A 21,799-nucleotide genomic window follows, 5' to 3' on the forward strand; every position below is an offset into this window, starting at 1 on the left:
ACCCCATGAGCCAACGCGCCGCCCGCCACCATCGGTTGCATCACGGGAGGGATTGGCGATCCGCCCGCCCGGGACGGCTCCTCCACGGTGGCATGGCCGGGCCGGCGGCAACCCCGCGTCGGCAGGAGGCAGGATGGGCGGGTGACTGCCCCCACCCGCCCACCGTCGGCCGTGTTGGACGCGGTGCTCGAGCGGTTGACGTACGTCAACGAGGAGACCGGCTACACCGTCGCCCGGGTGGCCACCGACCACGGCAGCGACCTGCTCACGGTGGTCGGTGCGCTGCTGGGGGCCCAGCCGGGGGAAAGCCTGCGCCTGTCGGGTCGGTGGTCGTCGCACCCGCAGTACGGCCGGCAGTTCGAGGTGCACTCGTACACCACCGTCCTGCCGGCCACGATCCAGGGCATCCGCCGCTACCTCGGTTCCGGGCTGGTCAAGGGCATCGGTCCGGTGTTCGCCGAGCGGATCGTCGCCCACTTCGGCCTCGACACCCTCCGCGTGATCGAGGAGGAGCCCGCCCGGCTGGTGGAGGTGCCCGGCCTGGGGCCGAAGCGCACCGCGAAGATCACCGCGGCGTGGGAGGAGCAGAAGGCCATCAAGGAGGTGATGGTCTTCCTTCAGGGCGTCGGCGTGTCCACCTCCCTGGCCGTGCGGATCTTCAAGCAGTACGGCGACGCCGCCATCACCGTGGTCCGCAACGAGCCGTACCGGCTGGCGGCCGACGTGTGGGGCATCGGCTTCAAGACCGCCGACACCATCGCCCAGGCCGTGGGGATCCCGCACGACAGCCCTCAGCGGGTGAAGGCCGGCCTGCAACACACCCTGTCCGAGGCCACCGACGACGGACACTGCTACCTGCCGCACCCGCAGCTGGTCGACGACGCCATCAAGATCCTCAACGTGCCGGGCGACCTCGTCACCGCCTGCCTCGACGAGCTCGTCGGCGAGGAGGGCGTGGTCCGCGAGACGCTGCCCGGGCCGGACGGCGAGCCGACGACGGCGGTGTACCTGGTGCCGTTCCACCGTGCCGAGCAGTCGCTCGCCGGGTCCCTGCTGCGGCTGCTGCGCGACCGCGCCGACCGGCTGCCCCACTTCACCGGCGTCGACTGGGGCAGGGCGCTGGCCTGGTTGAAGGCCCGCACCGGCACCGACCTCGCCCCCGAGCAGGAACAGGCGGTCCGCCTGGCCCTCACCTCCCGGGTGGCCGTGCTGACCGGCGGGCCCGGCTGTGGCAAGAGCTTCACCGTCCGCTCGATCGTCGAACTCGCCGCCGCGAAGCGGGCCAAGGTCACCCTCGTCGCGCCGACGGGCCGGGCCGCGAAGCGACTGTCGGAGCTGACCGGGCATCCGGCGGCCACCGTGCACCGGCTGTTGCAGCTACGCCCCGGCGGGGAGGCCAGCCACGACCGGGACAACCCCCTCGACGTCGACCTGCTCGTCGTCGACGAGGCCTCCATGCTGGACCTGATCCTGGCCAACAAGCTCGTCAAGGCCGTCCCGCCGGGCGCGCACCTGCTGCTCGTCGGGGACGTCGACCAGCTTCCCTCCGTCGGCGCCGGCGAGGTGCTACGGGACCTGCTCGCCGCGCCGGCCATCCCCCGGGTCCGGCTGACGCAGGTCTTCCGCCAGGCCGCGGAGTCCGGGGTCGTCACCAACGCTCACCGCATCAACGCCGGCCGGCCGCCCCTGCTCGAGGGCCTGCGCGACTTCTTCCTGTTCGCCTGCGACGACACCGAGGCCGCCGCCGCCCTGACCGTAGACGTCGCCTGCACCCGGATCCCCGCCCGCTTCGGCCTCGACCCGCGCCGCGACGTGCAGGTCCTCCCCCCCATGCACCGCGGCCCGGCCGGCGCGGCGGCGTTGAACACGCTGCTCCAGCAGCGGCTCACCCCGGCCCGCGACGGGCAGCCCGAGCGCCGCCTGGGCGGGCGGGTGTTCCGCGTCGGCGACAAGGTCACCCAGATCCGCAACAACTACGACAAGGGCCAGGCCGGCGTCTTCAACGGCACCGTCGGCATCGTCACCGCGCTGAGCACCGACGAGCAGACCCTGACGGTACGCACCGACGAGGACGAGAGCATCGACTACGACTTCGACGAACTCGACGAACTGGCCCACGCGTACGCCATGACGATCCACCGCTCGCAGGGCTCCGAGTATCCCGCCGTGGTCATCCCGCTGACCACCAGCGCGTGGATGATGCTGCAACGCAACCTGCTCTACACCGCCGTCACCCGCGCCAAGAAGCTCGTCGTCCTGGTCGGTTCCCGCCGCGCCCTCGCCGCCGCCGTCCGCACCGTCGGCGCCGGGCGCCGCCACACCGCCCTCGACCACCGTCTCGCCTGAGCGGCCCGCCGCCCGGCGCGCCGCCGGCCCGGGTACGCCTGCCCCCGCGGGTGGGGACCGCGACCGGCGCGGGGCGGCCCTAAGCCGGCGGGTCGGGGCGGGGGCAAGGGCTCCTACGCTGGCGGGCGGGGCGCGGCCGGCGCGGGGCCCAGCGCCGCGAGCTGGATCTGCAACGCCAGCCGGGTGCGCGGCGAGGCGAGGTCGACGGGGACGACCTCGGTGAGGCGACGCATCCGGTACCGCAGCGTGTTGGGATGCACGTGCAGCTGCCGCGCGGCCCTGTTCGGGTCGCCCTGCTGGTCGAGCCAGGCGGCGATCGTGGCGACGTAGTCGGTGCCGTGCTCCCGGTCGTGGGCCACGAGGTCGGGCAGCGGCCCACCCACCAGCAGGTCGACGCTCGGCACCGCGCCGACCACCCGGTGCACCACCACCTCGGCCCACTGGTCCTCGAACCGCAGCACCGGCCCCCGCTGCCCGACCGGACCGCGCAACGCGAGCAGCTCCGCCGCCTCGGCGCGCGAGCGCGGCAGGTCCGCCAGGTTCCGGGCGACGCCGCCGGACGCGGCGTACAGCCCCGGATCCTGCACGGCGACGTCGTGGATCAGCCTCTCCATCCAGCGCCGCGACCCGGGCGAGGCGCCCTCGTCAACCAGGACGGCGAACAGGACGTCGCCGACGTCCGCGAGCAGCGGCTGGCGCCAGCCGTGCCGGCGGGTGATCGACTCCCAGAGGGCGAGGTTGTCGACCAGCTCCCCCGTCCCGCCGTGCGCGCCGAGGGCGACGACCCGCCACGGCCCCGCGGGCAGGGCCAGCTCCTCGCGCCCCATCCTGCCGGGGGCCCGCAGGGCGGCCCGCAGCCGGTCGGCCGACACCCGGCGCGCGACGTCGGCCTGCACGCGCAGGCGGAGCAGGTGCAGGGCCAGCACGGACGCGGTGCCCTGGAGGTCGCGCAACCGCCCGTCCGGCACCGGGCCCTCGACGACGGCCCAGATCGAACCGAGCAGCTCGCCGCCCGCGCGGATCGGGATGATGAGGCGGGGCAGCGTCCCGTCCGGGCCCTGCGGTACGAAGATCAGCTCGCTGCCCGTCGCGAGCTTGCGGAAGACGCCACGGGACCGGAAGTGGGCGATCACGTTGCCGGGGGCGCGGCGGCCGACGATCGTCGACACGCGCGCCGGATCGGTGCGGTCCTGGCGCGACGAGTAGGCGAGCACCCGGGACTGGGCGTCCTCGATCGTCACTGGTGCGTCGACGACGGCGGCGGTCGCGTCGGCGAGGGCGAACAGCTCGTCGTACACGCCGGGCTCCCCGGTCTCCGGCGAGCCCGGCGCGACGGCCCGGTCGATCATCCCGCGCAGCAGCCAGACGAGCTGGGCCCAGGAGCCGTGGCGCTGCAACTCGACCAGGGTCAGGCGCCGTCGGGCGGCGGCGGACGTCACGTCGGGGTGCGCGGCCAGCGGGGGCTTGAGGACGAGGCCGGCCGCCCCGGTCTCGACGCAGCGCGCGACGACGGTGAGCGCCTGCTCGGGGGTCGCGATGCCGGCGCCGAGGACGAGGTCGCCGCTCTGGCCGGTCGTGGCGTCGTCGAGTTCGGCGACGGTCACGTCGCGTACCTCCGCCTCGTCGGCGGGGACGACGACCTTGAGCAGCGCGGCGCCGGCCGCGTCCACCACGCCAGCCACGGTGAGCATGCCGCGATTGTGCCTCGATCTTGTGCGTCCGGGCCAATGACCTGGGCGAACCTTGGTCGGAACGGACAATGACCTCTCGGCCCGGCGGGGACAGGATTGGCCGCGATCGCGGTTGCGCCTGAAGGAGAGAACGCCATGTCCCCCGTCGAGTCAGTGCCCGCCCCCCAGCACGTCGCCGTCGTCGGCGCGGGGATGGTCGGGCTGGCCACCGCCTGGTTCCTGCAGGAGCGGGGGGTCCGGGTCACCGTGCTCGACCGTACGGGGGTGGCAGCGGGCGCGTCGTGGGGCAACGCCGGCTGGCTCACCCCCGGCATCACCACTCCCCTGCCGGAGCCGGCCGTGCTGCGCTACGGGGTGCGCGCCGTGCTGAGCCCGTCCTCGCCGGTCTACGTGCCGCCGCGCGCGGACGCCCGGCTCCTGCGGTTCCTGGCGGGCTTCGCGCGGCACAGCACGGCGGCCAAGTGGCAGGCCGCCATGCGGGCCCTCATCCCGGTGAACCGGCGGGCGCTGGCGGCGTTCGACGCGCTGGCGGCCGGCGGGGTCGCGGCGCCGACGCACGAGGCGAAGTCGTTCCTCGCGGCGTACCGGACCGAGGCCGAACGGTCGGTCCTGCTCGACGAGCTGGCGCACATCCACGCCGCGGGCCAGGGCATCGAGTTCGACGTCCTGACCGGGGCCGAGGCCCGGGAGGTGGAGCCCTCGCTGTCGGACGCGGTCGGCGCCGCCATCCGCCTGCACGACCAGCGCTACGTCAACCCGGGGCAGTACGTGCACGCGCTGGCCGACTCCGTCCGCGCGCGGGGCGGAGCGATCGTGGCCGGGGTCGACGTGGTGGACGTCCGCGACGAGGGAACCGCGGTCCGGGTGGCGACCTCCGCCGGCGCCGACGAGCGCTACGACGCCGTGGTGCTGGCGACCGGCGCCTGGCTCGGCCAGCTGGCCCGGCGGTTCGGCGTCCGGACCCTCGTGCAGGCCGGCCGCGGCTACAGCTTCAGCGTCGCGATCGAGCACCTGCCGGCCGGTCCGGTCTACTTCCCCGCGCAGCGCGTGGCCTGCACGCCGCTGGGCGACCGGCTGCGCGTCGCCGGGATGATGGAGTTCCGCAGCGCCGAGGCGCCGCTGGACCGGCGCCGCGTGTCGGCCATCGCCGAGGCCGCGCGGCCGCTGCTGCGGGGCGCCGACCTGGACGCGCGTACCGACGAGTGGGTCGGCTCGCGGCCCTGCACCCCGGACGGCCTTCCCCTGATCGGCCGGACCAGGTCGCCGCGCGTCTTCGCCGCCGGTGGCCACGGCATGTGGGGCATCACCCTCGGCCCGCTCACCGGCGAGCTGCTCGCCGAGCAGATCACCGGCGGCGGGCAGGCCGTGGAGCTGCGCCCCTTCGACCCGCTGCGCTGACGGGCACCGCCCGGAACCGAGGAGCCGCCGGCCCGGCCTCGCGGCACCCGGACGGATGCCGCGGGCGGGCGGGCCGCCGTCTCCCGCCCGCCCGCGGCCACCGGGCCAGCGCAGCCGGACGTGCCAGCCCGGCCAGCGGGCCAGCACAGCCGGGCGGGCCAGCACGGCGAGTGGTCCAGGGCTTCCGGTGCCCGGTTAGGAAGCCCGCCGGTCGGCGAGGTGCCGAGGTCAGGAGACGGTCGCGATCGGCGAGGGGTTGAGCCTGGCGAAGCCCTCCTGCCGCTGATAAGGGAAGTACGGGTAGGGCGCGGTGCGGGCGCTGACCGCGTCGAGCCGGGCGATCTGTTCGGGTGTGAGTGACCAGCCGGCGGCTTCGATGTTCTGCCGCAGTTGCTCCTCGTTGCGGGCGCCGATGATGACGGTGGCCACGGTGGGTCGTCGCAGCAGCCAGTTGACCGCGATCTGCGGCACTGCCCGGCCGGTCTCGCGGGACAGCTCGTCGAGCACGTCCACGATGCGGAAGAGGTGCTCGTCGTCGACCGGCGGACCGAACGCGGCGGTGGCGTGCAGCCGGCTCGCGGGCGGTGGCGGGGTGTCGCGGCGGATCCTGCCGGTGAGTCGTCCCCAGCCGAGCGGGCTCCACACGACGGCTCCGACGCCCTGGTCGAGGCCCAGGGGCAGCAGTTCCCACTCGTAGTCCCGGCCGACCAGCGAGTAGTAGACCTGGTGGGCCACGTACCGGCAACGGTGGTCCCGGTCGGCGACGGCGAGGGACTTCATGAGTTGCCAGCCGGCGAAGTTGGAGGCGCCGACGTAGCGGATCTTGCCGGCCCGCACCAGGTCGTCCAGTGTCGCCACGACCTCCTCGACGGGCGTCGCGGCGTCGAAGGCGTGCAGCTGGAACAGGTCGATGTAGTCGGTGCCGAGTCGGCGCAGCGCCGCGTCGACCGAGCGGATGAGCCGGGCCCGTGAGGTCCCCGCGTCGTTCGGCCCGTCGCCGGTCGGCAGGCCGCTCTTGGTGGAGATCAGGACGGCGTCGCGACGGCCTCTGATCGCCTGCCCCAACACCTCCTCGGACGCGCCGTCGGAGTACACGTCCGCGGTGTCGAACATCGTGATCCCGGCGTCCAGGCAGATGTCCACGAGGCGCCTGGCCTCGCGCGCGTCCGTGTTGCCCCAGGCGCCGAAGAGCGGTCCGGAACCGCCGAAGGTGCCGGCGCCGAAGCTCAGCGCGGACACGGTGAGGCCGGATGCCCCCAGTCGTCGGTACTCCACGATCACACCCCTCAGTTAACGGAACTGCGGTTCCTTTAAGCTGGTGGGTACGATAGCAGCCGTCCGCAGCTAAGGGAACTGGAGACCCGTTATGACCGTCGGCGCCATCCGGCCCGGAGGACGGACCGCCCGGGTGCGCGCCGCCGTGCTCCGCGCCGCCAGTGACGCGCTCATCGAGCACGGCTTCGACCGTCTCGACCTCGCCGACGTGGCGCGCCGCGCCGAGGTGGGCAAGACGACCGTCTACCGCCGCTGGGGCACGGTCGCCGGCCTCGTCGCCGACCTGCTGGCGGACATGGCGGAGCAGTCGTCGCCACGGGCCGACACCGGCTCGCTGATCGGGGACCTGCGCGCCAATGCCCGGCTCGTGCAGCGCACCCTGGTCGATCCGCGCCAGGGCGCACTGTTCCGGGCGGTCATCGTCGCCGCGACCTGCGACCCCCGCGCCGCCGAGGCGCTGCACCGCTTCTACGCCGTACGCATCGCCGAGTGGGCCCCCTGCGTCGAACAGGCCGTGCAGCGGGCGGAGCTGCCCGCCGGCACGGATGCGGCCGAGGTCGTCCGCGCCGTCTCGGCCCCGCTCTACTACCGCCTGCTCGTCAGCGGGGATCCCGTCGACGAGGCCGCGGCCGACCGGGCCGCCGAAGGGGCGGCGGCAGCCGCGCGGGCCGGCGTCTACACGCCGACCAACGGTCGCAACTGACGGCGCGCCACACCCTCGGCTGCCGCGCCCGAGGCGGGCCGCCGCGCCGTCCGGCGACACCGATGACGTTTCGTTCGCGGCTCCGTGACAGTTGTGTGAAGAAGCTGTGGAAGGGACCGTGCGTGGTTTCGCCGCCCTTCCGGCGGGGGCAACAACCCGCTCGACGACAACTATCCGGAAGGGCGGCTCCAGTGGAAGTCACCGGTTTCTTCACTGCCATCATCATCGGTCTGATCATCGGGGCGTTGGGCCGCCTGGTCGTACCGGGCAAGCAGCACATCCCGATCTGGCTCACGCTACTCATCGGTGTGGTGGCGGCGATCCTCGGCACCCTCGTCGCCGGGGCCCTGGGCGTCGACGACACCGGGGGGATCGACTGGATCGAGCTGGCCCTCCAGGTCGTCTTCGCCGCGATCGGTGTCGCCATCGCCGCCGGCGCCTACGGTCGCCGACGTATCCGCTGATCTGCGCGTCCGACGGCGCCGGCCCACCCTCGCGGCGGGCCGGCGCCGTCCTGTCCGCCGCGCTGCCCGAAGGACCGCGCCGGCGAGGACAGCTGGCTTGCCTAGCTGCGGCAGTCGCAGCTGGTACGGCCGTGGGCGGCGCGCCGGTGCGGCGCGGGCCGGCAGGTGGCGCAGTACCGGGCCGAGGGGCGGTGCGCCAGCTCCTCGATCGGGATGTCGCGGTCGCACCCCTCGCAGGTGCCGTAGCGGCCCTGTTCCAGGTAGTGCAGGGCCCGGGCGATGTCACCGAGGGCCCGTCGCGTGGCGGCCGTCAACGCGGCGGCGGCCTCGAGATCGGCGCCGTCGGAGCGCACCTGGCGGGCCTGCCGGTCCAGCAGCGCCAGCTGGGTGCTGTGCCGCTCGTACTGCTCCTCCAGGACGATCCGGAGCACCCCCAGCTCGTCCTGCCTGTTCACGACGTACACGATCGGTCCTTCTCCCTGCTCGCAACGAAAAGAAAGGGCGGAGCGCTGATGCGCTCCGCCCGCCGGTGCCGGTCCCGTGGATCTCGACCGGGTGGCGGCGGGCGGCGCTGGCGAGGCGCCCGCCGGGTCGGCGGCGCGACGATCGGCGCGACGGCGCCCCGGCTGGCGCGGACGACCGACGGCACGACGAGGCGACGGGTGATCGCGCCCGCGACGAGGCGGCTCCGCCGCCCGACCGTCGCGGCCGTGCGCGACGGCACGGAAAGGTCCTGGTGGGCCGCGGTGCGGGGCTGCCGGGAGGGGCCGGGGGCGATCACGGCGTCACCATAGACCGAACGCCTGCGCACCGGCCAGCGTCCGGAGTCTCGGGGCCCTCGTCGTGGGGTCGCCGGGTCGGCCGGGGCGGCCGTGACCCGTCGCACAGGCCCCGAAACTGAGGTGCGCGCGCCGGGCCCGGCGCTCTACGTTTCGGCCGTGACCCTCGACATCGTGAGCCTGGCGGACCGCCCCGACCTCGCCCGTTCGCTGGACGAAGACTTCGACGGGGCGTGGCCGCCGTTCATGCTGTGGGACCCGATGGGCGCGCTGTACTACGGCGTCGCCCACGACCTGTATCCCGAGTTCGTGTTCGCCGCCGTCGACCCCGCCGATCCCGCACGCGCGGTCGCCCGGGCGTACGCGGTGCCGCTGCGCTGGACGGAATCCGAGCTTCCCGACGGTGGTTGGGACCGGGTGATCCAGCGGTCCACCCTCAACCGCCTGACCGGCGCCGACCCGAACATCGTCTCGGCGTTGGAGATCTGCATCCGGCCCGACCGGCGCGGCACCGGGCTGTCCGCCGTGATGCTCGCCGCGATGCGGGAGGCCGTCGCGAAACTGGGCTACGACACACTTGTCGCGCCCGTCCGACCGAGCGGCAAGCACGCCCGGCCCGAACTGCCGATGACGGAGTACGCGGCGCAGGTCCGCGAGGACGGCCTGCCGGTCGACCCCTGGCTGCGGGTGCACGTCCGCGCGGGCGGACGCATCGAACGCGTCGCCACCCGGTCGATGACGATCGCCGGGACCCTCGCCGACTGGCGTCGCTGGACGGGCCTGCCGTTCGACACCAGCGGGCCGGTCCACGTGCCCGGGGCCCTCGTGCCGGTGCACTGCGACGTGGCGCACGACCACGCCGTCTACGTCGAGCCCAACGTCTGGGTCAGCCACCGGCTCTAGGTCGTCGCGCCGCGCTCAGGGCGCGGGCCAGTTGCGCAGCAGGGCGTCGAGGGCGTCCAGGACCCGGCTCCAGGTCTCCTCGGTGTCGGGGGCGCTGTGGCTGAACCCGCCGCCCAGCTCCAGGCTGACGTAGCCGTGGAAGACGCTGCCCAGCAGCCGGACCGCGTGTGTCTGGTCCGGCTCCGTCAGGTCGTAGCCGCGCAGCAACGCCCGGGTCATCTGGGCGTGCCTGCCGCCGGCGCTGGCGGCCGCCGTCTGCGGGTCGAGCCTGAGCTGGGCCGCGGCGTAGCGGCCGGGATGCTCCCGGGCGTAGTCGCGGTAGACGTTCGCGAGGGCGGTCAGGGCGTCCTTGCCGGCGCGCCCCGCCAGCGCGTCGGCGGCCCGGTCGGCGAGCTCCTCCAGGGCGAGCAGGGCGATCCTGGTCCTCAGGTCCTGGGAGCTCTTCAGGTGCGAGTACAGGCTCGCGACCTTGACGTCGAACCGCCTGGCGATCGCCGAGACGGTCACCTGCTCGAAGCCGACCTCGTCGGCGAGCTCCGCCCCCGCCAGGGTCAAGCGTTCCGTGGTCAGTCCTGCCCGTGCCATGCTCCTCCGCCCGCTAGGCATAACCGATTATGCATTTGCCTAATGAGTTTAGGCAAATTAGCCTGCCTCGCATGAAGCCGCTGACCGAGCAGGAGATCCGCGCCGCCTTCGTGAACTGCACCAGGGGCGAGGCGAAGCGCCTGTCCGTCCCCCGCGACCTGGCCGAGCGCCCCTGGGACGACCTGGACTACCTCGGCTGGCGAGATCCCCGGTCCCCCCAGCGCGCCTACCTCGTCGTCGAGCTGGACGGCCGGCCGAGAGCCCTCGCGCTGCGCTGTCCCAGCCCCACCCCCGCGCAGCCACGGCGCGGCATGTGCTCGATGTGCCTGACCGCCCCGAGCGGGGGTGTCTCGCTGATGGTCGCGCCCAGGGCGGGCAAGGCCGGGCAGCAGGGCAACACGGTCGGCACCTACGTGTGCAGCGACCTCGCCTGCTCGCTCTACGTGCGGGGCAAGAAGGACGCGGGCGCCGGCGCACGGCTGCAGGAGTCACTCACCCTGGAGGAGAAGATCCAGCGGACCGTGGCGAACGTCGCCGCGTTCGTCGCCAACGTGACGGCCTGATCCGCGGGGTGCGGCGACCCGCACTCACGGCGCGGCGGGGGGCGGCCCGGTGTAGCCGCTGTTCCAGCGGAACCGGTTGGCCGGTTGGGCGTACTCCTCGTTGACGTGCGCGAGCCAACCCGCCGTCCGGGCGACCGAGAAGATCACCTCGGCGGCACCCGGCCCCATGCCGGCCGCGTGCGCCAGCACGGCGACCGCGAAGTCGACGTTGGGCAGGGCGTCCCGCCGTGCCGCCGTGGCCGTCAGGTCGTCCACGGCCCGCCGCAGCTCGCCCTCGACCGGCAGGTCCGCGACGAGGTCGAGCAGGGTCGCGCCACGCGGGTCGCCCGCCGGATACAACGGATGCCCGAACCCGGGCAGGCTGCCGGCCCGCAGCCACTCGGCGATCGCGGCCGACGCCCCGTCCCGCCGGGCGACCTCGATCATCCGGTGGACGCCGCTGCCGGCGGCTCCGTGCATCGGCCCGTCCAGCGCCCCGAGGCCCGCCAGCACCGCCGCGTAGGGGTTCGCCCGGGTGGAGGCCGCGACGCGTACCGCGATGGTCGACGCGGCCAGGTCGTGGTCGGCGAGCAGGACGAGGGCGCCGTTGAGCGCCCGGAGACCGGCCGCGGACGGTGCCGTGCCCGTCAGCCGCGACCAGAGGCGGGCCGCGAGGCGCTCGTCGGCGGGAGGCCGCCCGGCGAGGGGCAGGGCGTCGACCATGGTGGAGAGCAGCGCCGGCGCGAGGGCCGTCACGGTCGCGGGGGCCAGGTCGAAGCGCAGCGGGTCCATCGCGGCCGCGACGGCGACGATCACCGGCAGCCGGTCGAACAGCCGCGCCCGGGCGGGCAGGTGGCCGCTCGCCAGCCTGGCCCTGTCGAGGGTCTCGGCGGGCGCCGCGAAGGCACCCCGGTGCCGCTCCCCCGTCCACAACCAGTGCGCGACCTCCTCGAACGCCGTCGCCGGTGCGAGCGTCCCGGCGTCCAGCCCTCGGTAGTGCAACCGCCCGTACGCGATCAACGTGGTGGCCGTCTGCATCGCCGGGGCGGCGTCGCGGTCCGGTCGGGTCGCCTGCGTCCGGGCGGCCAGCCGCTCGACGTCGGCCAGCCGGAACCGGCTGATCCGCTCGCCGGGAACCTTGACCCGGGGAATCAACCCGCGACTGACGTACGCGTAGATCGTCTCCGGCTTGACGCGCAGGCGAAGCGCCACCTCGGCGGTCGTCAGCAGCTGATCCCCGGACATGTGGGCATGGTCTCATGTTGACTGGATCAACGTTGACTGCGCCCGTCGGGCGGCGTGACGCTGCCCGCATGCCTGACACCATCACCGCCCCGCGCGGGCTCGCCGGGGTCGTGGTCACCGACACCACGATCGGCCGCGTCCGCGGCGCCGAGGGCTTCTACCACTACCGGCAGTACTCCGCCATCGACCTGGCCGAGCACCGCACCCTGGAGGATGTCTGGGCGCTGCTCTTCGACGGTCGCCTGCCCGCCGATCCCCGCGCGCTGCGCCGGGAGATCGCGCCGCTGCGCCGCATCCCGCCCGCCGTCGCCGCCGTACTGCCCGACATCGCCGCGGCGTCGGCGTCGCCGGACCCGATGGGCGGGCTGCGCGCCGCGCTGGCCGTCGCCGGCCTCGCCGCCGGGGCCCGCCCGCTGTACGACACCCCGCCGGCAGAACGGCGAGCGCAGGCCATGGCGCTCTGCGCCCTCACGCCCAGCCTGCTGGCCGCGCTGTTCCGGCTGCGGGCGGGCCTGGAGCCGATCGAGTCGCGCGACGACCTGTCGCACGCGGCGAACTACCTGTACATGATCACCGGCGAGGAGCCGTCCGCACCGCACGCCCGCGCGATCGAGCGCTACCTGATCGCGACCGTCGACCACGGCTTCAACGCGTCCACCTTCACCGCCCGCGTCGTCGCCTCCACCGGCGCCGACATCCATGCCTGCGTCGGCGCCGCCCTCGGCGCGCTCTCCGGCCCGTTGCACGGCGGCGCCCCCAGCCGCGCCCTCGACACCCTCGACGCCATCGGCTCCCTCGACCGGGCCGACGCGTGGCTGCGCGACCGCATCGTGAACGGCGAGCGGATCATGGGATTCGGGCACCCCGTCTACCGCACGGAGGACCCGCGCTCGCGCATGCTCAAGGGAATCGCCCGGTCCCTCGGTGGCGACCTGGTGGACCTCGCCGTGGCCGTCGAGGAGCGGGTCCTGTCGCTGTTGGCGGAACTGAAACCGGGCCGGGAACTGCACACCAACGTGGAGTACTACGCCGGCGTGGTCATGCACCTGTGCGGGCTGCCCCGGGAGATGTTCACCCCGACGTTCGCCACCAGTCGGGTGATCGGGTGGTGCGCGAACGTGCTGGAACAGGCCGAGGACTCGAAGATCATCCGGCCGGACTCGCGCTACGTGGGCCCGCACGCGCCCCAACCGCTGCCGACCGAGACCGCACCGCCCCTGGTCTAGGCGGGGCGCGGCTGCGCGTCACCCAGGCTTGGGCGTGGCGCTGTCGTCACGATCGTCCCGCGGGCAGGTGAGCCACCGCACCAGTGGCACCAGCGCGACGTCGACGCAAAGGTCGACTGTGAGCCGTTGCGGTGAAGCCGGTTCGGTGGCGGGGGCAGGGGTGGTGGGAGCCGGGGTCGCGGGGGCCGGGGTGGCGGTCGGGGCCGGACGACTGGTCCGGGGTGGCGGGGGCACCGGTGCCGTCGCCGGTGCCGTCGAGGGAAGCGCCGGCGCGGCGACACCGTCGGTCCGCCCCGGTTCCGGCGTCCTGATCGGCGCGCGTACCCGTGTCACGTCGCCCCTGGTGGAAGTCGCCGGCACACCGGCCCCCGACGTCGCCGTGCCCGTCGCCCACGCCACCGGCTCGCCGGGGGCGGCCGGGGCGGTGGCCTCGACGAGGTTGGGCGGCGCGGCGGCGGCACCCCGTGCGCCCTCGCCCGCCCGGTACGGCGGGCCGGCCCGCTCCGGTCCGACCGTGCCGGCGGCGGTCAGCGTCACGAACGTCACCGCGACGACGGCGGCGGCGAGGGCCGCGCGACGTTCGGCACGCGGCCCGGTCGACGGGGCCTGATGCGGGTGGACCGTCGGCGGTGGTACGGGCTGCACGCCCCGGTGGGCGGCCAGCAGGGCGTCGAGTTGCTCGGCGACAGCGACCCGTGCGCCGGTGGCGGTGGCGAAGGCGAGGGTGAGGTAGAAGCGGAAGTTCACGGTCGCGACGGCCGGCACCCGCAGCCCGGCGAGTCGGCCGCCGTCGGTGGCGTGCAGCAGGGTGAGCGGCACCGCGGGATGGTGCGCGGGCCCCACGAGGTCGGCGTATCTCCACTCGTGCCGCCGCCCGCGCTCGGAGGAGAAGGCGACGCGGTGGTTGGTGACGACGGCCATCCCCGTGTCGACGGCCCGCACGCCCCTCGGCAGCGCGTCACCGGCGACGCCGTCCGTGGCCACGCTCAACCCCGGGGCGGGCAGCCCGGTGCCGTGCCGCGCGTCCACCTCGACGAGGTCCGCGACCGGCAGTACCCGGTAGACGACCTCGTCGTCGGCGAGGTCCACCGGCAGGCCGGCGCGCGGTTGCGTGCACCCGAGGAACCCGGCCGCCTCGATCCGCAGCCGGATCAGGTGGTCGTGGTGCCGCCGCCAGGACGCGGCCTCCGCGTCGTACGCGCACCGCCGCCGGTGGTTCTCGCGCTCCGCCCACCTGATCTGCCACGTGGACTGCGCCGACGCCGGGGCCGCCAGGATGGAGTGTGGGATTGCCGTCACGTCTCGTACAACCACCGGCGGCTGAATTAGGAAACTGGCGCCGGTCGATACTTCCGGTTGTTACCGGTAGGGGCGGTTTGGCGGTGCGCGGCCAGCGGGAGCCGGCGCGGACGAGGGGCGCCCACCGGCGGTGGGCGCCCTGCCCGGTCCGGCGCCCCGGGGCTCAGGCCCCGCCGAGGGTCCGGGCGAATCGACGGATGTCGTCGGCCAGGAGACCCGGCTGCTCCAGCCCCGGGAAGTGGCCGCCGCGGTCGTACTCGGTCCACTGCACGATGTTCGGGAAGGCCCGGGCGGCCCAGGCCCGGACGGGCTGCGACGGGTCGTGCGGGAAGACCGCCACCCCGAGCGGCACCGGCAGCGGGGGCTGCTGCCGCGGCGCGGCGCTGACCGGGAGCATGTCCGCCGTCTCGTAGTAGAGCTGGGCGGAGGAGCCCGCCGTCCGGGTGAACCAGTAGAGCGACACGTTGGTGAGCAGCCGGTCCCGGTCCACGGCGTCCTCGGGGCTCTTGCCGGAGTCGGTCCACTCCTTGAACTTCTCCACGATCCACGCGAGCTGCCCGACCGGCGAGTCGGTGAGGGCGTACGAGAGCGTCACCGGGCGGGTGGCCTGGATCTTCATGTAGCCGGACTCGTCGTCGACGAAGTGGGCCAGTCGGGCGAGGCGCCGGCCGGTGTCCTCGTCGAGCGCGCCCAGCTCGCGCGGGTCGCCCGGAGGCGGCGTGATGAGGAAGTTGATGTGCGCCCCGATCGCGTGCCCGGCGTCCATCGCGGCGAGCGTGACCGCCACCCAGGAGCCGAAGTCCGTGCCCTGCGCCAGGTAGCGGTCGTAGCCGAGGCGGTTCATCAGCTCGGCCCAGGCGCCGGCGATGCGCGGCACGCCCCAGCCGGTCTCGGTCAGCGGGCCGGAGAAGCCGTACCCGGGCAGGGACGGGATCACCACGTGGAAGGCGTCCGCGGGGTCGCCCCCGTGGGCGCGCGGATCGGTCAGCGGCCCGATGAGGTCGACGTACTCCAGGAAGCTTCCCGGCCAGCCGTGGGTGAGCACGAGCGGCGTCGCGTCCGGCTCCGGGGACCGCACGTGCAGGAAGTGCACCGTGGCGCCGTCGATCTTCGTGACGAACTGGGGGTACTCGTTCAGCCGTGCCTCGGCCGCCCGCCAGTCGTACCCGTCGGCCCAGTAGTCGGCCAGCTCCCGCAGGTAGGACTGCGGCACGCCGCGTTCCCAGCCCTCCGTGGCCGGCTCGTGCGGCCACCGGGCGTCGGCCAGTCGTCGGCGCAGGTCGTCGATGTCGGCCTGCGGTATCTCGATGCGGAACGGCTTCATCCCAGCGCCCTCCATGGTCACGGCACGCACGAGACTCACATCCTTGACGGCGTACGCGCGGGGGCGCACCTTCGCCCGTGCGGTTTGCCGCGCGGGCACGCGGGTAGACGCCGCCATCCGGCAGAGAGAAAGGCGCCAAGGGTGGAGAACAGCGAGTTCATCGGCTCGGTGGCGAGACGCCTGCGCACGTCGCCCGAGCAGGCGACCGCCATCACGCGCGCCACGCTGACGACCCTGGCGGAGCGGATCGACGGGGGCGAGGCGCGCGATCTCTCCGCTCTGCTGCCCGACGAGTTGCGAGCCTACGCGTTCGCGCCCCGGGAGACGGCCCAGCGCTTCGGGCTCGACGTATTCGTCCAGCAGGTCGGCGGGCGGGCCGAGGTGGACGGTGCGACGGCGAAGGCCGGCGTACGCGCGGTGTTCGACACCCTCCGCGAGGCCCTCCCGCCCGGTGACTACGACGACGTCGTCACCCACCTGCCGGCGGAGTTCTGGGAGCTCACGGACTCGGCGGGCCGGTACGACGGCCGGCGCGGCGGCTAGCGCCTCGCCGGGTGGCGTGCCGGGGCCGCGCCCGACACCGCAACCGGGTGGCGTCGGGGTGCCGGGGCCTGCCGCCCCTCAACCAGGTGTCCACGGCGCTGTGACCTGTCGCCCACGCCCGGAGGCCAGCGAATCCGACAGCCGATACCTACAGTCGGGCCATGAGCACCGACGAAGGCGTGCGGGTCCAGCTCCGTGGCCATGAAGCTGAGCTGTCGGCGGGGCCACATGCGACAGCACGCACCCCCGGTCGCGTACGCGTGCGAGCCGTCTACCCCGGCAGCTTCGATCCCTTCACTCCCGGGCACCTGGACGTGGTGAACCGGGCACGCGGCCTCTTCGACGAAGTGGTCGTGCTCGTCGCGGTCAACAGCGGCAAGCATCCGGGCGCCGGTGAAGAGGAGCGGGCGGCCGCTGTCCGGGCAGTTCTGCCGGTCGAGTGGACCTCCGTCACCGTTGCGGCCTGGCGCGGGTTGACCTCCACCTACTGCCGTGACCATGAAGTGGGAGTGATCGTCCGCGGCGTGCGTAACACCACCGACCTTTGGACCGAGTGTCAGCTCGCCGCGATGAACCAGTCGCTGGGTGTCCCCACCGTGTTCCTGCCCGCGCAGCCCGAGCTGGCCGCGGTGTCCTCGACCGCGGTGCGCACGCTGGGCAGGTTGCCTTCGTCCGCGCGGCCGTAGCCCGCCGGACAGTGGCGAGCCCCTCGTCGGACCGCCGCCGGACGGTTCGTGGGGCTGCCGCGTCGGGATCAGGTGACGGTGGAGCACTAGACTGTGCCCGTCGGCCATGGCGTGGGCCTTGGATCGGGCATGAGGGCGGAGCATTCGGTGGATTCCCGTGCGGCCCCCGCCCGGATCGTCGGGGAGGCGGACCTCGCCGGCTTCACCGCCGGCCAGCTTCTGGACGTGACGAAGGCCCTCACGATGATCCTCGCGCTGCCCCAGTCGGCGGCCGACCGCGTCGACGCCCTCGTCGTGGCCACCGGCCAGGGCGAGGAGTGGCGCCTCACCCACGCGATCCGCGGCTGGGAGGCGAATCCGGGCCTCCGCCACCTCCTGGTGGCGAACGGGAACCCGGCCGAGGAGACCTACGTCGAACCCACGCTCGCCCACCTGCGCAGCCTCGGCCTCCGTCGCCTCGACGGGGTCTGCGTCCAGGCCGAGCCGGCCCCCGACACCGGCCGGCAGGCCGCGTGGATCGCCGAACAGGTCCACGGCCGGGGCATCGCGAGCCTCGCGCTCGCCGTCTCCCCCTACCACCTGCCCCGCGCCTACCTCACGGTCCTCAAGGCACTCGACCGCGGTGGCCTCCGGCTGCCCGTCATACCGGTCCCCGTGGCCGTATCCCCGGACACTCCCGTCCCGGAGACCGGAGCCACCGCCTACGACCTGCTGCCGGGCGAGGTGAAACGCATCCTCACCTACGCGGACGAGGGCTGGGTCGCCACCCTCGAGGAACTCCAGCAGTACCTGCGGTGGCTGTGGAGCCGCCACGGGTCCCTCCTCGTCGGAGCCCCGGACTGACGCCCCGGCCCGCTGGCGATCCCCCGGCGACCGGGGTCGTGCTGCCCTGAGCAGAATCGTTCGCCTTTCCGGGCCGTGCCGCCGGAGGCTGGCGGCATGGGAACGGGCTTCAGCGGCGAGGTGGCCACGTACTACGCGAGACACCGGCGCGGGTACCCGCCGGAAGTGCTCGACGCCGTCGTCGGGGCCTTCGGTCTCGACGACGGCGACACGGTCGTCGACCTCGGCTGCGGCACCGGCCAGCTCAGCCTGCCGCTCGCCGCCCGGGTGGGCACGGTCCTCGGCGTGGATCCGGAGCCGGACATGCTGGCGCTGGCCCGGCGGGCGGCCCTCGACGCGGGGGTGACGAACGCCGCGTGGCTGCTCGGCGCGGACAGCGACCTGCCCACTGTGGGCCGGTTGCTGGGCGAGCGGGCGGTCGGCGCCCTCTGCGTCGCCGTCGCGATCCACTTCATGGACCGCGGGGCGCTGTTCCGGGCCGCCCGGCCGCTGCTGCGTCCCGGAGGCGGAATCGTCGTGATCACCAACGGCGCCCCGCTGTGGTTTCAGGACGCCGAGTGGTCCCGGGCGCTGCGCGGCTGCCTGGAGGGGCTGCTCGGGCGTCCGGTCACCGCGACGTGCCAGACCGACGACGCCGGCCGTCGGCGCAACCGGGACGCCCTCGCCGCCGCCGGCTACCGGGTGGTGGAGTCGTCGGTGGAGTACGCCGCGCCGCTCACCGTCCACGACCTGGTCGGCGGCGTCTTCTCCGCGATGTCACCGGACCTGCTGCCCTCGCCGGAGGGCCGGGCCGCGTTCGCCGCCGAGGTCCGCGACGCCCTCGGCGGGCGGGAGTCGGTCACCGAGCGGGTGCGCGTGTCGCTCCAGTGCGGCCTGCCGGGCTGACCCGGCAGCCCGACGACGAACCGCCCGCATCGCCGGTGCCGGGTCGCGGCGCGACGTGCGGGGGCCCCCGCCGAGATGGCGGAGGCCCCTGCGTCGACGCTCGGTCGGGTGCCGGTCAGCACCAGCCGTTGATCGGTCCGTTCACGCCGGTCCACACGTAGGCGTCGGACACCCAGGTGCCGTCGCTCAACCGGTTCCACAGGGCGGTGGTGCCGTACCGCCCGGTGTGGGAGGTGCCGTTCGCGGAGCAGGAGACGGTGACCGTCGCGCCGTCGCCCACCGATCCGCGCAGGGCGTAGCCGGTGCCGGGACCGGACCGCTTGTTCACCGCGCCCCCACCGTTGGCGTCGACCACCGCCTGGTTGAAGCCCAGCGCCCCGAAGTTGTAGAGGCCGGATCCGGCGCCGGCCCAGGCCGAGCCGTGCCGCGCGCCGCCCTGGTAGGCGGAGGCGCCGTTGACGAACGCCCACTTGCCGAGGTCGTGGCCGCCGATGGACACGTACGCGCTGTTCTGCCGCAGCCCGAAGTGGACGTGCCGGCCGGAGGCCGCTCCACCGCAGGTGACGTCGGTGCCCGTGTAGCCCAGGTACGAGCCCTGGCTGACGGCGGCGCCGTTGACCGAGATGCTGCTCCACAGGTGGTAGTAGTCGGTGGAGTAGCCCCGGTCGTGGATCACCCGGATCCACCCGGTGCACATCGTGTACGCCGTGCCGGCGCGCGCCGCGCGGACCACCTGGTCGCCGCCGGCCAGGTCGATCGAGCTGTACGGCAACTCGGAGCCGCCCCAGCCGTGCGGGCCGCCGGTCAGCGTCCACGTCTGCCCGACCGCGAACGGCAGGGCCATCCCGGTCCGGTAGTCGCCACCCGCCTGCATGACGCTCGGGCCGCTCGGGTTGCTCGGGGCGCTCGTGAAGACCGCCTTCTCCTGCTTGTTCACCAGGGGCGACACGGCGGCCAGCTCGCTGAACCCGGCCTCGCCGTCGAAGTTCACCCGCCACGTGCCGGCCTCGGCGCGGGCGATGAAGATCGCGCCGGTCGGGTGGACGTCCTTCTCGTGGCCGGTGACGGCCACGGCGGTGCCGAAGGCCCACTTGCCGCTCTTGCGGGTGACGGTCACGCGCGTCTCGGAGCTTTCGGCGTGCTCCGCCTCGGAGCTGTCGGCGTGTTCCGCCGCCGCGGCCTGGACCTGCCCGCGCAGCTTGGCGGTCACGGCGTCCTCGACGCTCACCTGCACCGGGGTGGGCGCCGCAGCCTGCGCGGTGCCCGCGACCAGGAGTTCCGTCGCCAGCAGCGCGGTGGCGACGCCGGCCCATCGTCTGATGTGCACCATTGACGACCTCTTTCGAATCGAAGCACATCGCTAAGTGGTGCTGACGATAGACAGAACGACGAATGTTGTCTACATGTTGACCCGTCGGCAATGAAGATATGTTTCGCGGCCCGCGACCCGGCCGGCACGCGCGGTGACGGCCGGGCGGTGACGGTCGGGGCGGTGACGGCGGCTACGGGCTGGTCGCGGAGGCCGTCTCGGGGACGAGGGTGGCCTGGCTGCGGTGCGCGACCGGGATGATCAGCGCCGACGCGACCAGCGCGGCGACCGCGATGCCGAGCCAGCCCCAGAAGCCGAAGGCGATGACCAGGCCGGACAGCGCGGCCGGGCCGATGATGTTCTGCGTGATCACGTGCAGGTCGAACGCGCCAAGGTACTCGCCCTGCGCGTGCTCGGGGGCGAGGCCGAACGCGAGGCCCCAGCCCGAGGCGGCCTGCATCACCTCGGCCACCGACAGGATCAGCACCGCGGCGACGATCGCGACGGACACCAGCGCGACGTTGTCGTCGAGGGCGCTCACCGCGATGACGGCGCAGCCGCCGGCCAGCCAGTAGCCGGAGCGGCGGGCGAGCCTGCCGGCGCCCTCCACGGTGTCCGCGCCGCGGCTGGCCCGCACCTGGAAGAGGATGACGAACACCGTGTTGAAGATGAGCAGCAGCGGGATCAGGAAGTGCGGCAGCGAGGTGCGGTTGAGCGCCCACAGCGGCATCGTGACCAGGATGACGGTGACGTGGGAGGCGAGCACCGTCGAGACGCCGATGACGGAGAGGAAGCGGGGGTCGCGTACGGCGGCGAAGCGCTTGAAGCCCACCGGGACGGGCCGCGACGGCGCGTCGGGCAGGCGGGTGACCAGCAGGGCGGCGCCGGCCATCAGCAGGGCGGTGGTGAGCGGGATCAGCACGAGCAGCCGCTGGTCGAGCGCGGCGACGGCGGCCACCCCGATACCGATGCTGAACCCGATGTTGAACACCGACCGCATCATGGCCTTGAGCTTGACCCGTTCCTCGGCCGGCACGAGGTTGCCGACGAGAGCGCCGTTGGTCGGGCCGGTGCCGTACTCGATGAAGCCGACGGTGACCACCAGGGCGAAGAAGTGGACCGGGTTGTCCACCAGCGTGTAGAGCCCGAAGCCCACCGCCAACGCCGCGAACAGCATGACGAGCAACCGGCGCGGGCCCACCCGGTCGGCGATGACGCCGAACAGGACCGACGAGATGAAGGCGGACAGGCCCGCCGCCGACAGACCCAGGCCGACCTGCTTGGGATCGAGCCCGACGCGAAGTGTGAAGTAGACGACGCTGCCGCTGAGGAAGACTCCCTTGCCGATCGATTCGGCCAGCCGGATCGCGATCAGTTTCCTGCGCAGCGGATCGGCCGGCACCAAACGGGACGAGTAATCGATCAATCGAGACAAGGGCATATTTGCACATCCTGGTGTAATGGAGCGGTCGCGTCAATCCTCGCGGCGGCGCCGCCGGGCGGGACAGGGCGTTCGACGGAGCGCGGGCGGGACGACTTCCCGGGCCACCAGGGAATATCTCCCGTGGACGCCCGGAACGCGGTGCGCTAGCGGCCGGCCCGGGGCGGGACCCCCGACCGGGCGACCAGGCACCTCGTCCCGGCATTCCCGTTCTGTCGCGGCCTGTTCCATTCAAGCCGAGAATCGCCTTCGACGCTTTTCATTTAATTGGTCTCTGAGAATGCGTCAGATGACTGACATCACTGTCGTCAG

The 21,799-nt window shown here is 73.8% G+C and carries 20 protein-coding genes; 11 read left to right on the forward strand and 9 right to left on the reverse strand.

Annotated elements, in window-relative coordinates:
• The first annotated feature begins 141 nt into the window (after nucleotides 1-141).
• Nucleotides 142-2,346: an ATP-dependent RecD-like DNA helicase gene (locus tag AB0G08_RS11735; RefSeq protein ID WP_358086362.1), complete on the forward strand. Its 2,205-nt coding sequence runs from the start codon at nucleotides 142-144 to the stop codon at nucleotides 2,344-2,346.
• A 113-nt stretch (nucleotides 2,347-2,459) separates the two neighbouring features.
• On the opposite strand, the gene AB0G08_RS11740 is transcribed toward AB0G08_RS11735, so the two are convergent.
• Nucleotides 2,460-4,037, reverse strand: a complete 1,578-nt coding sequence (locus tag AB0G08_RS11740; protein ID WP_358086364.1) for a helix-turn-helix domain-containing protein — start codon at nucleotides 4,035-4,037, stop codon at nucleotides 2,460-2,462.
• A 135-nt stretch (nucleotides 4,038-4,172) separates the two neighbouring features.
• On the opposite strand from AB0G08_RS11740, the gene AB0G08_RS11745 reads away from it, so the two are divergent.
• Nucleotides 4,173-5,435, forward strand: coding sequence for an FAD-dependent oxidoreductase (locus tag AB0G08_RS11745; RefSeq protein WP_358086366.1), 1,263 nt, complete (start codon nucleotides 4,173-4,175; stop codon nucleotides 5,433-5,435).
• 228 nt (nucleotides 5,436-5,663) lie between these two features.
• Here the strand turns inward: AB0G08_RS11745 and AB0G08_RS11750 are convergent, their stop codons facing one another.
• Nucleotides 5,664-6,710, reverse strand: a complete 1,047-nt coding sequence (locus AB0G08_RS11750) for an aldo/keto reductase (protein ID WP_358086368.1) — start codon at nucleotides 6,708-6,710, stop codon at nucleotides 5,664-5,666.
• Between the two features lie 91 nt (nucleotides 6,711-6,801).
• On the opposite strand from AB0G08_RS11750, the gene AB0G08_RS11755 reads away from it, so the two are divergent.
• Entirely contained in the window at nucleotides 6,802-7,413 is a 612-nt protein-coding gene (locus tag AB0G08_RS11755) for a TetR/AcrR family transcriptional regulator (RefSeq protein WP_358086370.1), read from the forward strand.
• 191 nt (nucleotides 7,414-7,604) lie between these two features.
• Nucleotides 7,605-7,877 (forward strand): GlsB/YeaQ/YmgE family stress response membrane protein, encoded by a 273-nt coding sequence (locus AB0G08_RS11760; RefSeq protein WP_358086372.1) that lies wholly within the window; start codon nucleotides 7,605-7,607, stop codon nucleotides 7,875-7,877.
• Between the two features lie 101 nt (nucleotides 7,878-7,978).
• On the opposite strand, the gene AB0G08_RS11765 is transcribed toward AB0G08_RS11760, so the two are convergent.
• Nucleotides 7,979-8,332 (reverse strand): TraR/DksA family transcriptional regulator, encoded by a 354-nt coding sequence (locus AB0G08_RS11765; RefSeq protein WP_148710084.1) that lies wholly within the window; start codon nucleotides 8,330-8,332, stop codon nucleotides 7,979-7,981.
• 483 nt (nucleotides 8,333-8,815) lie between these two features.
• On the opposite strand from AB0G08_RS11765, the gene AB0G08_RS11770 reads away from it, so the two are divergent.
• Nucleotides 8,816-9,559, forward strand: coding sequence for an N-acetyltransferase (locus AB0G08_RS11770; protein WP_358086374.1), 744 nt, complete (start codon nucleotides 8,816-8,818; stop codon nucleotides 9,557-9,559).
• 15 nt (nucleotides 9,560-9,574) lie between these two features.
• Here the strand turns inward: AB0G08_RS11770 and AB0G08_RS11775 are convergent, their stop codons facing one another.
• Nucleotides 9,575-10,144, reverse strand: coding sequence for a WHG domain-containing protein (locus AB0G08_RS11775; RefSeq protein WP_358086376.1), 570 nt, complete (start codon nucleotides 10,142-10,144; stop codon nucleotides 9,575-9,577).
• 71 nt (nucleotides 10,145-10,215) lie between these two features.
• Between AB0G08_RS11775 and AB0G08_RS11780 the strand changes: the two genes are divergently transcribed.
• Nucleotides 10,216-10,707: an FBP domain-containing protein gene (locus AB0G08_RS11780; RefSeq protein ID WP_358086378.1), complete on the forward strand. Its 492-nt coding sequence runs from the start codon at nucleotides 10,216-10,218 to the stop codon at nucleotides 10,705-10,707.
• A gap of 24 nt (nucleotides 10,708-10,731) precedes the next feature.
• Here AB0G08_RS11780 and AB0G08_RS11785 read toward each other — a convergent pair whose 3' ends face one another.
• On the reverse strand, nucleotides 10,732-11,931 hold the full coding sequence (locus tag AB0G08_RS11785; protein WP_358086380.1) for a citrate/2-methylcitrate synthase: 1,200 nt from the start codon (nucleotides 11,929-11,931) through the stop codon (nucleotides 10,732-10,734).
• A 68-nt stretch (nucleotides 11,932-11,999) separates the two neighbouring features.
• On the opposite strand from AB0G08_RS11785, the gene AB0G08_RS11790 reads away from it, so the two are divergent.
• Nucleotides 12,000-13,157: a citrate/2-methylcitrate synthase gene (locus AB0G08_RS11790; protein ID WP_358086382.1), complete on the forward strand. Its 1,158-nt coding sequence runs from the start codon at nucleotides 12,000-12,002 to the stop codon at nucleotides 13,155-13,157.
• A gap of 18 nt (nucleotides 13,158-13,175) precedes the next feature.
• Here the strand turns inward: AB0G08_RS11790 and AB0G08_RS11795 are convergent, their stop codons facing one another.
• Together AB0G08_RS11795 and AB0G08_RS11800 are read right to left on the reverse strand one after the other, a co-directional pair.
• Nucleotides 13,176-14,456 carry a hypothetical protein gene (locus AB0G08_RS11795; RefSeq protein ID WP_358086384.1) on the reverse strand — a complete coding sequence of 427 codons (1,281 nt, stop codon included), beginning with the start codon at nucleotides 14,454-14,456 and terminating at the stop codon, nucleotides 13,176-13,178.
• A gap of 163 nt (nucleotides 14,457-14,619) precedes the next feature.
• Nucleotides 14,620-15,780: an epoxide hydrolase family protein gene (locus AB0G08_RS11800; protein ID WP_358086442.1), complete on the reverse strand. Its 1,161-nt coding sequence runs from the start codon at nucleotides 15,778-15,780 to the stop codon at nucleotides 14,620-14,622.
• 141 nt (nucleotides 15,781-15,921) lie between these two features.
• On the opposite strand from AB0G08_RS11800, the gene AB0G08_RS11805 reads away from it, so the two are divergent.
• The 4 genes from AB0G08_RS11805 to AB0G08_RS11820 all read left to right on the forward strand — a co-directional run bounded on the left by AB0G08_RS11805 (nucleotide 15,922) and on the right by AB0G08_RS11820 (nucleotide 18,737).
• Nucleotides 15,922-16,323 (forward strand): DUF2267 domain-containing protein, encoded by a 402-nt coding sequence (locus AB0G08_RS11805; RefSeq protein ID WP_358086386.1) that lies wholly within the window; start codon nucleotides 15,922-15,924, stop codon nucleotides 16,321-16,323.
• A gap of 161 nt (nucleotides 16,324-16,484) precedes the next feature.
• Complete coding sequence (gene coaD, locus AB0G08_RS11810) at nucleotides 16,485-17,009, forward strand: pantetheine-phosphate adenylyltransferase (RefSeq protein WP_358086388.1); 525 nt, start codon at nucleotides 16,485-16,487, stop codon at nucleotides 17,007-17,009.
• A 147-nt stretch (nucleotides 17,010-17,156) separates the two neighbouring features.
• Nucleotides 17,157-17,852, forward strand: a complete 696-nt coding sequence (locus AB0G08_RS11815) for an ElyC/SanA/YdcF family protein (protein ID WP_358086390.1) — start codon at nucleotides 17,157-17,159, stop codon at nucleotides 17,850-17,852.
• A 96-nt stretch (nucleotides 17,853-17,948) separates the two neighbouring features.
• On the forward strand, nucleotides 17,949-18,737 hold the full coding sequence (locus AB0G08_RS11820; RefSeq protein ID WP_358086392.1) for a methyltransferase domain-containing protein: 789 nt from the start codon (nucleotides 17,949-17,951) through the stop codon (nucleotides 18,735-18,737).
• Between the two features lie 115 nt (nucleotides 18,738-18,852).
• Here AB0G08_RS11820 and AB0G08_RS11825 read toward each other — a convergent pair whose 3' ends face one another.
• On the reverse strand, nucleotides 18,853-20,067 hold the full coding sequence (locus AB0G08_RS11825; protein ID WP_358086394.1) for a peptidoglycan DD-metalloendopeptidase family protein: 1,215 nt from the start codon (nucleotides 20,065-20,067) through the stop codon (nucleotides 18,853-18,855).
• Between the two features lie 172 nt (nucleotides 20,068-20,239).
• On the reverse strand, nucleotides 20,240-21,448 hold the full coding sequence (locus AB0G08_RS11830; protein WP_358086395.1) for an MFS transporter: 1,209 nt from the start codon (nucleotides 21,446-21,448) through the stop codon (nucleotides 20,240-20,242).
• Between the last annotated feature and the right edge of the window lie 351 nt (nucleotides 21,449-21,799).

It is taken from the genome of Micromonospora sp. NPDC023644 (genome assembly GCF_040640115.1).
Classification (GTDB): Bacteria; Actinomycetota; Actinomycetes; order Mycobacteriales; family Micromonosporaceae; genus Micromonospora.